This window comes from Paenibacillus sp. FSL K6-1558 (genome assembly GCF_038002565.1).
Classification (GTDB): Bacteria; Bacillota; Bacilli; order Paenibacillales; family Paenibacillaceae; genus Paenibacillus; species Paenibacillus polysaccharolyticus.
On sequence record NZ_JBBOCV010000001.1, the window covers coordinates 4,330,930 to 4,345,686 of the forward strand.

11 protein-coding genes and 1 pseudogene are annotated in these 14,757 nt (G+C 47.9%); 7 read left to right on the forward strand and 5 right to left on the reverse strand.

Annotated elements, in window-relative coordinates:
• The first annotated feature begins 148 nt into the window (after positions 1-148).
• On the forward strand, positions 149-2,857 hold the full coding sequence (locus MHI38_RS18855; protein WP_253498235.1) for a PAS domain-containing hybrid sensor histidine kinase/response regulator: 2,709 nt from the start codon (positions 149-151) through the stop codon (positions 2,855-2,857).
• 167 nt (positions 2,858-3,024) lie between these two features.
• Here the strand turns inward: MHI38_RS18855 and MHI38_RS18860 are convergent, their stop codons facing one another.
• Positions 3,025-3,978: an L-lactate dehydrogenase gene (locus MHI38_RS18860; protein ID WP_154891411.1), complete on the reverse strand. Its 954-nt coding sequence runs from the start codon at positions 3,976-3,978 to the stop codon at positions 3,025-3,027.
• A 560-nt stretch (positions 3,979-4,538) separates the two neighbouring features.
• Here MHI38_RS18860 and MHI38_RS18865 point away from each other — a divergent pair.
• The 4 genes from MHI38_RS18865 to MHI38_RS18880 all read left to right on the forward strand — a co-directional run bounded on the left by MHI38_RS18865 (position 4,539) and on the right by MHI38_RS18880 (position 8,842).
• Complete coding sequence (locus tag MHI38_RS18865) at positions 4,539-5,234, forward strand: hypothetical protein (protein WP_186809803.1); 696 nt, start codon at positions 4,539-4,541, stop codon at positions 5,232-5,234.
• Positions 5,235-5,373: 139 nt separating this feature from the next.
• Positions 5,374-6,204, forward strand: a complete 831-nt coding sequence (locus MHI38_RS18870; protein ID WP_261769527.1) for a serine/threonine protein kinase — start codon at positions 5,374-5,376, stop codon at positions 6,202-6,204.
• A gap of 587 nt (positions 6,205-6,791) precedes the next feature.
• Positions 6,792-7,538, forward strand: a complete 747-nt coding sequence (gene map / locus MHI38_RS18875) for a type I methionyl aminopeptidase (RefSeq protein ID WP_090918710.1) — start codon at positions 6,792-6,794, stop codon at positions 7,536-7,538.
• Between the two features lie 290 nt (positions 7,539-7,828).
• Positions 7,829-8,842, forward strand: a complete 1,014-nt coding sequence (locus tag MHI38_RS18880) for an NADP-dependent oxidoreductase (RefSeq protein WP_090918707.1) — start codon at positions 7,829-7,831, stop codon at positions 8,840-8,842.
• A 299-nt stretch (positions 8,843-9,141) separates the two neighbouring features.
• Here MHI38_RS18880 and MHI38_RS18885 read toward each other — a convergent pair whose 3' ends face one another.
• From MHI38_RS18885 to MHI38_RS18895, 3 genes and pseudogenes are all read right to left on the reverse strand, one after another.
• On the reverse strand, positions 9,142-9,627 hold the full coding sequence (locus MHI38_RS18885) for a CcdC family protein (protein ID WP_186809802.1): 486 nt from the start codon (positions 9,625-9,627) through the stop codon (positions 9,142-9,144).
• Positions 9,628-10,624: 997 nt separating this feature from the next.
• Complete coding sequence (locus MHI38_RS18890) at positions 10,625-11,200, reverse strand: TetR/AcrR family transcriptional regulator (protein ID WP_090918704.1); 576 nt, start codon at positions 11,198-11,200, stop codon at positions 10,625-10,627.
• Positions 11,197-11,911 (reverse strand): annotated as a pseudogene (locus MHI38_RS18895) (MBL fold metallo-hydrolase). The gene MHI38_RS18890 and the pseudogene MHI38_RS18895 overlap by 4 nt, the downstream one beginning before the upstream one ends.
• A 429-nt stretch (positions 11,912-12,340) precedes the next feature.
• Here MHI38_RS18895 and MHI38_RS18900 point away from each other — a divergent pair.
• Together MHI38_RS18900 and MHI38_RS18905 are read left to right on the forward strand one after the other, a co-directional pair.
• Positions 12,341-12,802, forward strand: a complete 462-nt coding sequence (locus MHI38_RS18900; protein ID WP_090918700.1) for an RrF2 family transcriptional regulator — start codon at positions 12,341-12,343, stop codon at positions 12,800-12,802.
• A 229-nt stretch (positions 12,803-13,031) separates the two neighbouring features.
• Positions 13,032-13,658, forward strand: a complete 627-nt coding sequence (locus MHI38_RS18905; protein WP_090918698.1) for a nitroreductase family protein — start codon at positions 13,032-13,034, stop codon at positions 13,656-13,658.
• A gap of 338 nt (positions 13,659-13,996) precedes the next feature.
• Here MHI38_RS18905 and MHI38_RS18910 read toward each other — a convergent pair whose 3' ends face one another.
• Complete coding sequence (locus MHI38_RS18910) at positions 13,997-14,680, reverse strand: S-layer homology domain-containing protein (protein ID WP_154891404.1); 684 nt, start codon at positions 14,678-14,680, stop codon at positions 13,997-13,999.
• Positions 14,681-14,757 lie beyond the last annotated feature (77 nt).

Here is a 14,757-nt window from a genome sequence, read left to right on the forward strand (position 1 = left end):
AATGAGACGAGAATCTGGTAAAATAAAAAAAGCTGTTTCTAGTCAGGCGAACATGGTTATTCGAGGGTAAGACTGTTACAGCCGAAAATGGCGCATATGTAATGTGATGAAGAAAGAAGATTTTGGCTGAGAAAAGAGGGGTAGGCCTTTGGATCATAATAAAACGGAAACCCTGAAACGAATTATTTCTGAGGGTAGCTCTTACCGATCATTGTTTTTTAACCACCCGGATGCCATCTATGTGATGGACATTAAAGGGAATCACATCGATGCTAACCCTTCGTTTGAACGGTTATCTGGCTACAAGATTGAAGAGCTTGCAGGGGTGAGTCGGGATCGCATCAGCCCGCCTGAGAGTGAAAATAGAAGAGTGCAATTCATCGAAGATGTTCTGGCTGGACGTTCAGTCAGCGAAGCGATGGCTTTTTATCATAAAGATGGCTCTGTGAAACATGCACAGGTGACCTATATACCGATTACAGAAGGTGATGATGTCGTCGGCATCTATGGTATTGCCAAGGATGTGACGGATAAAGTAATCATCGAACAGGAACTGCAACAGACTCAAGAGAAATATCAGGTATTGGCCGAACATGCGCAAGATCTGATTACAACCTGTGCTATAGATGGTGAACTCTTGTATGTCTCTCCATCTGTTCGTGCACTGCTTGGTTATGAGCCGGAGGAAGTCGCAGGGAAATCGTTTAAATCCTACTGTTACCCGGGAGATTATCCGGACCCTTTGCTCATTTCTAATATTGGTCATGGCTGCAAGATGAGAGTGTTACACAAAGATGGGCATTACATCTGGATGGAGACATTGGCGAAGCCCGTGACCGGGGAACATGGCAAAATAACGCAAATTGTGAGCATTAGCAGGGATATTACCCAGCAGAAAGATGCTGACAGACGTCTTCGCGAAAGCCGTGAGCGGTACAAGTCATTGTTTGAATATAATCCAGCTGCGGTATACTCCCTCGATCTGGAAGGGAATTATAGTGCTGTGAACAGCAATATGGTGCAAATGCTTGATATTCCGCGTAGCAAACTCATCGGGCAGTCCTTTCTGTCGAACCTGGATAAACGAGAACTGCAGAAGGGGGAAACTGGATTTGAGCTCGTGAAGCAGGGGAAGCCTCAATACTATGAGACTCGTGTTGTAAATTCCAGTGGCCGGAAGATCGAAGTTTCGGTAACGAATGTGCCGATTATTATAGATAACGAAGTAGTTGGTGTCTACGGTATAGTATCAGATATAACGGAGCGCAAGGAGTACACGGAGCGTATTCAGGAGCTGAGCAAGCAGCATGAGTTGATCCTCAATACCGTTACCGAAGGAATCTACGGTCTCGATGCGGATGGCATTACCATGTTCATGAATCCGGCTGCGGCATCCATGTTCGGTTATGAAGCTCATGAATTCATTGGTAAAAGTTCACACCCGATTATCCATCACACGCGTGCAGACGGAAGTTATTTTCCGAAAGAAGAATGTCCGATTCACATGACGGTGCTCGATGGACATGCGCGTTCAGTGACGGAGGACGTGTTCTGGAGAAAAGACGGCAGTAGTTTCCTTGTACAGTATCAAGTAACTCCGATTATTGATGAGGGTCAGATTCGTGGTGCGGTCGTTGTTTTTAATGACGTTACCGGTGAACGTGAAATTGTTCGCGCCAAGGAAACGGCTGAGCTCGCTGCACAAGCCAAGTCCGAGTTCCTGTCTCTCGTCAGTCACGAAATCCGGACACCGATGAACGGCATTGTAGGAATGACTGAGCTATTGGTGGGTACAGACTTGTCAGAGGAGCAGCGAGAGTACGCCCAGATTATTCAAGAGAGCGGCGATGCATTGCTGAACATCCTGAATGATATTCTGGACTTCAGTAAGCTGGAGTCTGGTAAAATGGCCCTGGCCTACGAGCCGTTCTCGCTCCGCAAGATGCTGGAGCAGGTTGCGGAGCTGTTCAAGCCACGAGCAGACGAGAAACATCTGGATATTCGTTTTCGTCTGAACCCGAATATTCCTGATTATATGGCGGGGGATTCGATGCGAATAAGGCAGATTCTGGTGAACCTCGTTGGCAACGCGCTGAAATTCACAGATCAGGGAAGTATCGATGTCACGGTGGATATCATTAAAGGAAGTAAACCTGAGGATAGTGTACTGGATTTTGCTGTGCAAGATACGGGGATTGGTATTCCTGCGGACAAGCAGGATCAGTTGTTCCAGTCGTTCTCTCAACTACATCCAGTAATTAACCGCAAATACGGCGGAACAGGACTTGGGCTGGTGATCTCCAAGAGACTTGTTGAGATTATGGGTGGAAGCATCAGTGTGGAGAGTACGGAAGGAGAAGGCTCCGTTTTCCGGTTTGCTATTCCGACGACGCGAGTTGAAGCATCAGGTGAAAAGTCAGCAAGTGAGTTCCAGCATGACCGTACACGTCAAAGTGACAAGGTGGCTATGCGTATTCTCGTAGCAGAAGATCATCCGGTCAACCGGAAGATTTTACAGGAATATTTGGAGAAACTGGGCTATGAGGCCGATGTGTGCACGAATGGAGTAGAAGCGATTGATGCCATCTCGCAGAATGCCTATGATATTGTTCTGATGGATATCCATATGCCTGTAATGGACGGTCTGAAAGCCACGAATCTGTTGCATCGGTTAATTCCTGAGGATCGGATTCCCCCGATTATTGCCGTTACGGGCAATTCGAGGCGGGAAGATAAAGAGGCCTGTCTGGAGATCGGCATGCGGGACTTTATCAGCAAGCCGGTGATGCTAAGTGAACTGAAGCGGGTCCTCCAGCAATGGGGACCGTCTGATGAGCCGCGGATTGGGCCTAGTTAAGTAGAGATTCATATGTGGATCATTGGATTGAGCCCAACGGATTAAAAAGATAGTGTAGCAGAACAACCTTCATGTCCACAGTGTGGTGAAATGAAGGTTGTTTTTTTTGTTCTATTTTGCAACAAGCTCGCAGTGTAGACCTGTTCCTACTCAGAATTTACGAAGGCTTAGGCGATGGTCAGGCGGTTAATATTACCGGATAAAATTTCACAGGAGCGCTCGAATTTCTCAATCTCCGCTTGATCGAGATTTAATTCGATAATCTCTTGAATACCGCCCTCCCCAATGATTGCAGGGACTCCTGCACAAACATTCCGCTGTCCATATTCGCCATCAAGAATCGCGGATACAGCGATGATTTTATGCTCGTCATTCAGGATGGAGCGAGTAATATGGGCAAGTGCATTCCCAATGCCAAACTGGGTTGAACCTTTGCGAGTGAAAATTTCCCAGCCCGCATCCTTCGTTTTTTTAGCAATATCGTCCAGATCCAGATGTTTGAACCGTTCCTTGTGTTGATCCAAAATGTGCAGAATAGGCTTGCCACCAATGGTAACATGGGACCAGGCTACGAATTGGGACTCGCCGTGCTCACCGAGTGCGTAGCCGTGTACGCTGCGCGGGTCGATGGAGAATACCTCGGATAGCAGTGTTTTGAGCCGTGAAGAGTCGATCGAGGTTCCCGTCCCGATGACACGCTCACGCGGCAAACCGGACAATTTCCATACCATATACGTAACAATGTCCACGGGGTTGGCTGCGACAACGAAGATTCCGTTAAAACCACTGTTCATGATCGGAACTACGATATCTTTGGCAATAGACTCTGCTTCCTCCAGAACGTCGAGTCTTGTCTGTCCAGGCTTCGGATTGGCTCCAGCGGTCAAAATGATGACATCCATACTGCCGCAATCGGCATACGTTCCTGCGTATACTTTCGTTCGATTGTGTGTAAAGTCCATGCAATGGGAAAAATCGAGTGCCTGTGCTACCGCACGGTCATACGTCCGATCGACCATCATAATCTCCCTGCATATCGATTGATTGATCATCGAATATGCACAACTTGAACCTACAAGACCTGCCCCGATGACCGCCACTTTCCCTGATTTGCCTAACACTGCCTTCAGCCTCCGTTTACATTGGATTTATCCATTACTTGATTATTATTATGTTAAGTATAGTGCTTTATTTTATGCTGAAATTCAATTCTACGTTACATAAGATAACACATGAAAAAGCAATACAGCAATGATTCCCTCTGTCGCGGGAGCGTATTGGAGTAATGGAGTTAACAAAATTGACATCAATTCGATGCATTCCGAAATTTAGACGGCATTTGCATGTACCGTTTTCGACACGACAGCATTCCTGTAGCTTGTCGGATGGAGGGGCTTTTATGCGGAATATATACCTGACAAAAGTTCTTATGAATCCCCAGAAACAGAACTAAACCGTCAAAGGGTTCTGCAAGCAGATTGACGAATACTTACCGACATGCAAGAGAGAAGCACTGGCGGGTCACATGTAGAAGGTTGTTTTAGGATTGTTTAAGGTTTCATGTTCACAGTCCATGGTTGTGCAAGAGAAAGGTCACCCGATCCGATGACAGTTCGTTGCAGGAGCGCTAAAGTCGTGATTTTGCAAGCCAAAAAGACTTCATACCGGGAGGGAATTCATGATGATTGAAGAAGTAGGAGCAACGACGGAAACGGCCAAGAGCCTGGGTATAGGTGCCAGTACTCTTCGTAAATATGCGGCAGCACTTGAGGAGCAGGGATATCGTTTCGAACGTTCTGCGAATAAATCCAGATTGTTCAAATCCGATGATATCGAGTGCATTGAACGTCTGATGACGGAGCTTAGAGAGCATAACCTGCCGCTGGCTGATGCAGTGGTTACGGTGCTATCCCCGGCAGAAGGGAAAACAGAACAGCAGTCTGTCCAAGCCATACGTGAGCATACAGAGCAGGAGTGTGCTGCAACCAGTACGGTCTTATCTGGATCTAATCCATTACCGCCGTTGGAAGTGGATCAGTACGGTCAATTGAGATCTTATGAAGGACTCGGCCAGCTTGTAAGTGAGGTTACCTACGGTGCGGTTGAGCCCAAGCCGGAAGAGGACGATCGCGTGCAGGTGTTACAGCACCGGGTGGATGAACTGGAACTGACACTCCAGCATCTGGCGGAGACTCATCTTGCGCTCCAGGAACAGATGGAGAAGCAACGTCAGTGGATGAACGAAAAACTGGAGGAAGAACGAGATCGCGAACTCGTGACCAATTTGCGCAGCTATCAGGGGCGAAAACGAAAGTCCAAAATCACTTCACTCCGTATGTTGTTTGGTTTGATGCCAAAGAAACATAAAGAAGCTTAAATGAATCTGCATTATGGATGATCGTGATTTCACATATACAGCCTGCTATAATTAGCTCCAATACAACATGAAGTCCAGCCGCTGATCAGCCGTTTCTCATGACAGGACAGGAAACCGGATCAGGCATCAGATAGCTGGCGTGGGAGGCAACGTGGAGCTGGGGAGAAGCTGGCAAAGATTGATCGGATTATTTGCAGACCGTCCTGGGCGGCAAGGAATAATCATAGGGGATCGTTATGTGATACGGGAGCTTCTAGGCATGGGGAGTTACGGACTGACCTATCTGTGCGTGGATCAGCAGACGGGAAGGGAAGTCGCGTTGAAGGAATCGAAGCCGAGTAAGGGCAGACTTGCTGCGCGGCTGCTGAGCAGGGAAGCGGATGTGTTACAGCATTTGCATCATCCAGCAATCCCTAAGCTTTTGGATACCTTTAACGTGCGAAGACGGAATTATATGGTGACAGAGTATGTCCGGGGACAGACGCTGGAACAATTGATCTTCGAAGAAGGTCAGCAATATACAGAGCGTGAATGCGTGGAACTCGCTTGTCAGCTACTAGTTCCGATAGCTCATGTACATCAGCAGGGATTCATTCATGGCGACGTGCGAATCCCTAACGTCATTGTACGAGAGGGACGAGTACATTTAATTGATTTTGGCCTGGCAAGACGCTTGGGGGAGCCGTTGTTGCCAGAGTTAAAACGCCGAATGAAAGATGTGCCTGAGCCTGAGGATGAACCGGCTATACCTGATCAGGATTTGCAGGATATTGGTCACTTTCTGCTTTTCATGCTGTATTCGGCCTATGAGCCTCAGAAGGGTAGCGCACCTGCCAGCTGGCAGGAAGAGCTCCAGCTTACGCCTGCACTGCATGAGATGCTGGAGCGGCTTCTCGGGCTTCGTCCGGGTTATGAGGGCGGGGCAGGAGAGTTGCAGCGTGAGATGGATCGGTTGAGACCGTTGCTGTAGAAGCAGAAGAGCGGAGTAGAAGTGTTATAAACTAAAAAGCAGGGGTGTTCCGAAGGCCGTGTGTACGGTATCGATGGAACACCCCTTTGTTATATCTGGTGGTAAAGAGTCAGGTTCAAGCGAGAGCGAATTCGGGACCGACGTAGAGTCATATCAGATTCAATCGTTTAGCTGGAGCTATACTTTCTGCTTTTGTAATATCCTGATCCATGGCGCTGATCCCTGTACTTCATATCAGATGAGGAATAGCGCTTGTAGCCGCGTTTGCCAGAGGAACTGCTGTATTTTTTATAGGAACGTCTATTGGAAGAACTGTAACGTTTGTGTTGAGATGAGGACTTGGAGTCGATGAGTTTGCCTATGAGTTTCTTAAACATGAGTCGTTCATCCTTTCGTTTTCAGTTATTTTTATGCTAATACGTGGCTTGCCCAAGAGGGGTTTCGTGTTTTTGGAGAAAAAAATACTCATTCATTCACAGCTTGGCGTATAATAGGATGTTGCCTCAGTTATCGGAATTTTTTATTTTGAGCGTTTCGCGTTACAATAGAAGACAGGATAAGATCATAACGGACAAGGAGTAGTTGGCATGATCATGATAAAGACGAAAGAACAGATTGAACAAATGAGAAGAGCTGGAGAAATTCTGGCTGCGTGCCATAGAGAAATTGCAAAACTGATTCGTCCGGGAATCACAACACAGGAGATTGACCAGTTTGCAGAGGCATTTATGAAGAAAAATGGAGCTATACCGGAGCAAAAGGGCTACAACGGGTACCCTTATGCGACATGTGCGTCGGTTAATGACGTGATCTGTCACGGTTTTCCGGGAAAATACGTGCTGAAAGACGGCGATATCGTTACCATCGACATGGTCGTGAATTTGGATGGATGGCTGGCGGACTCGGCTTGGTCTTATGCAGTCGGAAATGTAAGTCCTGAAGCGCAACATTTGTTAGACGTGACGAAAAACTCTCTATACAAAGGCATTGAGCTTGCTATTGTCGGTAACCGGATCGGAGACATCTCGCATGCCATTCAAACGTATGCTGAAGGAGAAGGACTGTCCGTGGTTCGTGAATTTATTGGACACGGTATTGGAGAGAAGATGCACGAAGAGCCGCAGGTTCCTCACTACGGCCCACCGCATCGCGGTCCGCGGCTTAAAGAGGGCATGGTCATCACCATTGAACCGATGTTGAATATCGGAACATTCCGCAGCAAGCTGGATTCGGATGGTTGGACTGCACGCACTTTGGATGGAAGTCTGTCCGCTCAGTATGAACATACCATTGCCATTACAGCCGATGGACCGGTCATTCTGACTGCGCAATAAGATGGGGTAGGGATTCAGATGGGTGGACTACACACAGATGTAAGGCTATTCGCCCAGAATGAAAAGATTGTGTCATTTCACTATTGGCTAATTCATTTTCACTGTGCTGTAAGGTTGGTTTAGAGCTATAATGTGACGAAATTTGTATATTTCCGGGCGGCCCACGTTTGTGATCCGCCTGTTTCGGTTTAAACTATTATGAAGATCAACATAGAGCCAGTGGTGTGCCTGTGTTACTGCAGATGACAAGGGCTGACCTTGGAGCCACTGGGAATCAGGAGGTTATTTTAATGAGTGTAAATAAACAGATCGTACTGGCGTCCCGTCCTGAAGGGGCTCCATCCAAAGAGAATTTTGAATTCGTTGAGGCATCGCTACCTGAACCGGAAGCTGGGCAAGTGCTGGTTCGTACATTATATTTGTCGGTCGATCCGTACATGCGGGGACGAATGAAAGATACGAAATCCTATGCACCGCCGTACGCCCTGAATGAAGTCATTAAGGGAGGAGCGATCGGGCAGGTTGTGGAATCATCCGAGCCCAATTTACGCAAAGGTGATCTGGTGACGGGGATGTGGGGCTGGCAGCAATATGCTGCGGTCAATACGACGGATCTGTCGCTGATTGATTCGGACGAGGCTCCAATTACAGCTTATCTCGGTGCATTGGGTCTGACAGGTTTGACCGCGTATTTCGGCATGGAGGATATCGGCAAACCCAAAGATGGAGAGACCGTTGTGGTCTCTGGCGCGGCAGGAGCTGTGGGGATGATCGCAGGTCAGATCGGTAAAATCGTCGGTGCGCGTGTGGTTGGTATCGCAGGTTCTGACGATAAATGTACCTATCTGAAAGAAAAGCTTGGTTTCGACGTTGTGCTGAACTATAAGACGGAGCAAGATATGTCGGCAGCGATTGAAAAGGCTTGTCCTGACGGAGTCGACGTATACTTCGACAATGTTGGCGGCGATATCTCGGATGCTGTACTGCGTCATATCAATCGGAATGCCCGTATTCCGCTGTGCGGACAGATCTCGTCTTATAATCTGGAGAAACCGGATATCGGCATGCGTCCACAAACACTGCTGCTAACGAACACGGCGCTGATGAAAGGTTTTCTGCTGGGCGACTACACGAAGTCTTTCAAGGAAGGACGTGCTAAGCTTGCTAAGTGGATTCAGGAAGGCAAGCTGCAGTATGAAGAAAATATTGTGGACGGCTTCGAACGGACGCCGGAAGCTTTCATTGGACTCTTCTCTGGAGATAATCTGGGCAAGCAGCTAGTGAAGGTTGCAGACCCTGAATAGATGGATTGAGCGAGTAAACTTGGGTTGATGGATGAGTACATTCATTCCAACGATTAAAGCGACTTCCGCATAACAGTTCTGATTAAGTCGTTGCAGCCTGCAAGCAAAAGACACGTTCTTGGCACCTTTTGATGGTGTGTTGAACGTGTCTTTTTAAAATGATGTTGATGTCGATTGATGTTATCGATAAGTTGATGTGATCAATGTGATTGGTAAATGCTTAATACCTTGATTGTCTAATTTCTTATTGCTCTAGACCTATAAAAATCAGGGTAGTGCCGGGAGATTTTAGCTACCGTTTAGTTCTGAACAGCGAGCACTTCCTTGTAGTGTTTGTACATATATACACGCCAGCGCACAATCATACCGAACGCCAGCAGGAAGAACAGGCCGCCTGTTTGCGGAATGCTGACATATCGCTGGATAACTTCATGCAGAATCAGGCGTACAGCCAGAAGTCCTAGCAAAATGAAGGCAAAGCTGCGGGAACGTGTGGCAAAAATCTCTTCTCCTACGCGTTCAAACTTGGTGCTGCGAATGAGAGGATACGAGAAAATAAACCAGCCGACCAGCAGAGCGATGAATGCCCATAACCATGGAACATGGGTCTCCGGTACAACAAACATAAAAAAGCCTGTGCTCATGCCGAGCGGCGGAATAATAATTTTACGGATGGTGACCGGCCGGTGGCTGGCTTTCATACGAATGAAGATGGCAAGTAAGGCCATGACAAGCATGCCAACAGTCGCCCCGATTTGAAGATAGTACGGAGAGATTTGAGCCACGTAAACGCCCTCTTTCTACAATGATATGTAATCCGTTCAACCGGATAAGATACAAAAAGACCTGATTTTTCAGTTCCTATTATAGCACAAACACAGGAAATCGATAGAATACATATCTTTTAAAAATGCAGGCAATGTTGATCGTTTTTTATTCGGAAAATATGTAAGAAGTGTCTGAAAACTCTGAAGAAAGCTGATTTTGCCGAATGTTCATTCCAAGCAAGGAAGTTTCCCGCAGGCGTATCGGGACACGTCAAGGGAAAGTGACGTAGCAGGGGGCGGAAAGGGGGAAAGATGCACTTCAGTAGGTTTCAAGACACGCTCTAGTATTGTTCCCGCTGAGTTGTCGTTTATTCGAATAAGGAGGAAATTAAGCAGATGTACTAACAGATGTACTAATGGCTGCACTAAGAAGGGATTACTGCAACAGATGGACAGGCGTGGGATGGTGTATCTAAACTTATTAACCTCCTGCTCCTGTTCCTGGGCACAAGCTATGTAGGCTAACGATCACCAGGAAGCTTATTTGCCGCATTTTCTGCTTCTTTTAATTCTAACGATCAGGAGAAACCTTATTTTGTGAATTCTCGGTCTGTTATATGGTTTCTAACCGTTTTTTGAGAGAATAGCGTCTCTGGTGATCGTTAGAATTCCAAAAGGCTGTTTATCGGGCATGTAAGCTCTCTGGTGATCGTTAGAATTCTGGCAGACGCATGGAAGTCTCACTTTGTTGAGAGGAAATTGTAGTAGGTCGGACAGATTCAACGGATCAGGCGACGGAGGTTAGCTTAGTTGTAGGCATGCTTCGCATGAAGAGGGGCACCGCGTGAGCCAGGAGCTACAAGCGGTGCGGGAAACTTAGTTCGTTTGATTAGACAGACTTCTATTACTTGGTGTAGCTCAGCTTCCGAAAGTATCATCCTTCCTTCGGTTGCTTACGAGTGTCTCGGCGGTTTTCTCTTGCTCGGATATTTAGGAAACTTAGCTTTGTCCTCATTTATATGTCTTCGGACAGGTGGCGCAGCCCGTGGAGAAAAGCGGATACGGTCAGACGCAGGCTATCGTCCGGACTGAAATCCATGCCGAAGCCGCCCTGTGCCTCTATGGAGGCAAAACCATGGCAGAGGCTGCGTAATCCACGAACAGCATGCAATGCTTGCGCTTCGGTGAGGGGGTATGGCTGCAGGGTATGCAGCAGCATGTCCAGCAGAGCTGTTTTGCATGCCGCGAGCTGCGGTTCATTCAGGTCGGGCGCATGGTATGAGGCTTCGTAGAGCCCGGGATGCTGGCGAACGAAGCCTATATAAGCAGCGGCGATGGCTTGAATGGCCTCGTCGCCGGTGCGATCCGCCGTAGCCTCGTTTACGGCAAGGCCAAGCTGTTGCACTGACATCAGCGCCAGTTCCTGGCGAAGCCCGGGGAGCCCGCTGATGTGGTTATAGAGCGACGGCGAGCGCACATCCAGCCGCTTCGCAAGAGCGGCCAGGGTCAGCGCCTCAAAGCCGTCGCTGTCCACGATCTGAATCGCAGCGTCAAGCAACGCGCCGCGATCCAGACCTTGCCGGGGGCTCATCGCTGCCCCCCGGCTGGTTGCAGTCGCTGCTGAGCATCAGCGGCTGCCGCGCGCATGGCCGCCGCGGGCTGGCGGAGCATTCGTCCGTGGCCAACGGCCAGCACGGACGGCTCCAGCTCCGCCAGACGCATCCCGCTGGCTAGTGCCGCTTCGCGATTCCACGTGGCCAGCGCAGGGAACGGGAAGAGCGGGCGCACGCGGCCGGACACGGCGAGGCCCCCGCGCACTTGATACGCATCGCCGGCGATCAACACTCGGCTGCGTGTATCCATGAAGGCCATATGCCCAGGCGTATGGCCTGGAGAAGCAATAGCGACCAGCGATCCAATCTGGTCGCTATCTTCGAGCAGGCGATCCGGCTGCGTACGGATGCCTTTGGGCACACTGCCGCGTACCGGGGTCTGCGGCTCGTACGGCAACAGCGATATGTCCCCGGTTAACAGCTTGGCATCTCGGCTGGAGATGCATACCTCAGCATCGGGGAGCGCATCCTTGAGACCATCAAGCGCCCCAACGTGATCCGAATGGGCATGGGTCAGGATGATGGTGGTGATGGGTTTCCCCAAGGAAGCGGCTGTCTCCAGAATACCTTTGAGACTGAATGGCATGCCTGTATCAATCAGGGTCAGGCCTTGTTCCTCTTCAACAAGATAGACATTTACAGGGAAGAAAGGTGACTTGGTAAACATCGAATTCACGGGTGATCCGCATCGAAAATCCTCCTAAAACTAATGGTGTTAGTAATATAACTAATGACATTAGTTTATGCAATATAAATTTTCATCATAACCGGATAAATCCTGAATCAGCTTAAAATCAAACTTTACAAAAAAAGCGTTTTCAAAATGAAGATTAGCGATTATAATAATCACGTAAGCCCTTTCATATGTCTATCTTATTGGAGCCCTTCGCGAAGCGAAAGGCTCACTTTTTTATGCATAGAACGTTTTCAACAACCGTTTTGAATCAGCGTTCGGCAGATTACCAAGAGAGTGTAAGTATTGATATAACAGGGAAATCTAAGATCAAATGACGTTCAGTAGCAAGTGTTGACAAACATAACTGTTATTCATATAATGACAGTTATACTTACCTTGGAATGAATTTCATCGGTGTTGTATGCCGGGAAGGGAGTAAGTTATGAACAGCGAATTTACCATTGCGGTGCATTGTCTTGTTTTTCTATCGATGAGAAGCGAGTGTATGGCCAACAGTGAAGACCTGTCTCAAAGTGTGGGCACACATCCGGCCAGAGTCCGCAAGGTACTGAGTGTTCTGCGCAAACATGGTTACTTGACGACCAAAGAAGGTGCTCATGGGGGATACTTGCTTAGTCGACCAAGTGAAGAGATCAAGCTTGGAGAAGTGTACAGACTAGTTGCTGGAGGTTCGCTCGGGCCAAGCTGGTGTTCAGGTGAATCGGGTTCACCGTGTAAAGTTTCCTCTAATATGCAGGGTGTGATGGGGGCTATATACGATGGAGGGGAAGAAGCGCTGAGCGCTTATTTCGACCGCATATCCATCCTTGATGTGATGCAAAGCATTGAGCGTGGAGAAGGACCTTTTCCGATGGAAGGGGTATCTACCAAAGAGAAGATCTGAATGGGTGCTGTCATGGCTCATGGGAGAGAAGTGTAAGAGATACGTATGCTCCGGTGTAAAAGAGGTTGAAAGTTGGGTAATTCCGGGCATAACGTGAACACAGATGGGGAGCGTTCGTCTGCGCTGATGTTATTTTCGGAAGGCCTGTGCTTGGGGCGGAATGGCTTTCAAGGCGTGCTTTGCGAACGTAAAAATATAATATTCCAAACAGAACTAAGGAGTGGAACACATGTCCGTTACTGAAAAAAATGAAACACTTAGCGTCATTAGCGAACGCCACGCAGTTAAAAAGTATGAAAAAGGTTTTGTATTGCCGGAGGCTGACCTGAACGCAATCTTGACTGCAGCTTCTGAAGCCCCGTCTTCCTGGAACCTGCAACACTGGAGATTCCTCGTGATTGAATCCGAAGCAGACAAAGCAAAATTGCTCCCGATCGCTTACGGACAAACTCAAGTAGTGGACAGTTCTGTTACGATTGCCGTTCTTGGTGATCTGGAAGCGAACCGCAATACATTCATCTACGATCAAGCTGTTGAAGCTGGCGCATTGCCTGCTGAAGTTCGTGACGCGTTGGTGGGTCAAATTAACGGTGCTTACCAAAGCCCGCAAATCGCTCGTGATGAAGCAATCCGCAACGCTTCTTTTGCTTCCCAAAACATTATGCTGGCAGCACGTTCCCTGGGTTATGACACTTGCCCAATGGGCGGATACAACCCACAACAATTGATCGAAGCGTTCAACATCCCTGCACGCTTTGTACCAACTTTGCTGATTACTGTAGGTAAAGCTGCTGAGCCAGCTCGTCCATCAGGTCGCTTCCCATTGTCCGAAGTGGTTGTAAAAGGTTCTTTCTAAGTCTATCTAAACGTGGATTATAGGCAGTAATATTCTAAGCGAGTACATCCTCTTATTGGAGGAAAGTACTCGCTTTTTTGCTATTTTTACAGACCGTCGGTACGCAATTTCTAGTAGAAAACCAGTTAATTGTTGTAGATCCGTTTCAGGAGGATGGCTCGCTGAAGGAAGATTTGATCCTACGAAGCTCGGATTTAACCGACCTGGGAAACCAGTTTTTCTTAGAGGTTTTCCCCAAGTGTCTTAGAATCGCACTGAGGCTGTACACAAAACCCCGCACTTTCTAAAGAAGAAAGATGCGGGGTTTGCCATTCTATTCTTTTATCCTGAGATACCATTTACTTCTCCGGTGTTTCCGGGATTTGCGGTGTGAAGAAGGATTTCATGTGCTCCATGGCATTGTACATCATCACGGCAGCCTCAGCACGAGTAATGGTTTGTTTCGGATGGAACTGTCCTTCCGCATCCAGCGCGCTAATCTTCAGCACCAGAGAACGTTGTACGGCACCTTGGTACTCTGGTGTAAGCTCATTCTCGTCCGCAATGTCTACCGGCTGGATTTTGATCATAGGCAGACCACCTTTGGCCTCAATCGCTTGCATGAGGAACAGAGTGTACTGCTCACGAGTGAGCGGTTTGGAAGGATCAATATTTTGCGGAAGCTTGATACTGTTGTACTGTGCGCGGATGAAAGCATCGCTGTACCAGACACCGTCTTTTACAGCAGAGAAATAATCACTAGGCACAGGCATTTTAATAAAACGAATAGCATTCAGGTTTAAGTCCAGTCCGTCTACGATCAATTGAACGCCTTGAGCGGTACTCAGCTGTTCTTCTGGTTTGAACAAGTTATCGCTAACCCCTTTAATTAATCCATTCTGATGGAGAGATTCGATTTTGTCTGCACCTGGAATACCTTGAATATCCGTAAATTTGGACGGCGCAGCATGGAGAGGGCCCGCACTTAAGGAGAGTGTAAGCAGGGCTCCTACTGTAAGAGTTGCTATAATATTTTTCTTCATTTCGGTGTCGCCTCGCTTTTCCAGGAAGTTCATATCCCTTTGTTTTAAAGTGATTTGCCCCTATAGACGACCCTTTT